1 protein-coding gene is annotated in these 1309 nt (G+C 69.0%); it reads right to left on the reverse strand.

Annotated elements, in window-relative coordinates:
- On the reverse strand, positions 1-1309 hold a 1309-nt coding region (locus HKK72_RS39345), incomplete at both ends, for an alpha/beta hydrolase (protein WP_187239444.1).

Here is a 1309-nt window from a genome sequence, read left to right on the forward strand (position 1 = left end):
CGGGTGGCGTGTGTTGGTGGGACGAAGTCGCCGGTGGAGTGGATGAGGTACATGGGGGTGTCGCCGGTGCTGGCGTGGTTGAAGTTGACCATGTCGGTCCAGCGTTTCCAGCAGGTGGTGTCGTTGCGGTCGGGGGTGCATCGGGCGAGGAGGGTGGCGGTGTCGCGGAGTTTGCGTTTTTGGTCGGTGGCGGTGGCGGTTTGTCCGTCGAGGTAGGCGTGGTAGGGGCTGGCGACGGGGGAGAGGGCGACGACGGCTTTGGCGTATTTGGTGCCGGTGGAGTAGACGCCGACGCTGGTGGCCAGGTGTCCTCCGGCGGATGAGCCGAGGAGGACGATGCGGGCCGGGTTGAGGGTGAAGGTGGTGGCGTTGGATTTGATCCATTGGATCGCGTTGTAGACGTCGTTGCGCTGGGCGTGCCAGGCGGCTTGGGTGTTGAGGCGGTAGTTGATGGCGAAGACGGCGTAGCCGTTGTCGGCGAAGTAGCGGGCTTGGGGGGCCCAGACGGATTTGTCGCCTTCGTACCAGTAGCCGCCGTGGATGAGCAGGATCGCGGGTTGCTTGGTGGAGCGTTTGTAGTAGTAGGCGGTGAGTTGGTGTCGGGTGTGGGTGCCGTAGCTGTAGTTCTGTTCCAGCCGGGTCGCCGCCAGGGTGGTCGGTTGCTGAGCCTCGGCCGTGGTGGCGCCGTTGTCGTCGGAGGTGTGGGCGGGGACGCGTTCGGCACGCAGCCCGGTGGCCTCGATCGGGTTGGTGGCCGGTGGCGGGGTGGTGCGGGGCTGGGTGCGGGTGCGGATCCAGGTCAGGGCTTGGGTGCGTAGGGCGGTGGTGAGAAGGGGGCCGCCGCTGGCGCTGCCGGAGACGGTCTGCACGGTGACGTCGGTGACGCCCGCGTCCGCGAGGGCGGTCTTGATGTCGGTGCCGTGGGTGGCGGGGATGACGTCTGCGGCGGAGTGGACGAGGAGCATGGGGGCGTCGTCGCCGCTGGCGTGGGTGGCGGTGTTGAGGTCGGCGTAGCGGGTCAGGCAGGGGCCGGTGTCGCGTGCGGGGGTGCAGTTGGCCAGGATCACGCTCTGGTCGCGGATCTTGCGACGGGAGAAGGGCGCGGTGGTGGTCTGGGCCTCGTCGTAGGCGCGTTTGGGAGAGGCGATGGTCGAGAGGCCGACGACCCCGCGGACGCGGGCGTTCCCGGCGCCGTAGGTGCCGGCCTGGGCGGCGAGGTGCCCGCCGGCCTGGGAGCCGAGGATCGCGATCCGGTCCGGATCGACCTCGAACGTGCCCGCGTGGCTCTTGACCCAGGCGATGGCGTTGT

The organism is Actinomadura sp. HBU206391, assembly GCF_014323665.1.
Taxonomy (GTDB): domain Bacteria; phylum Actinomycetota; class Actinomycetes; order Streptosporangiales; family Streptosporangiaceae; genus Actinomadura_C.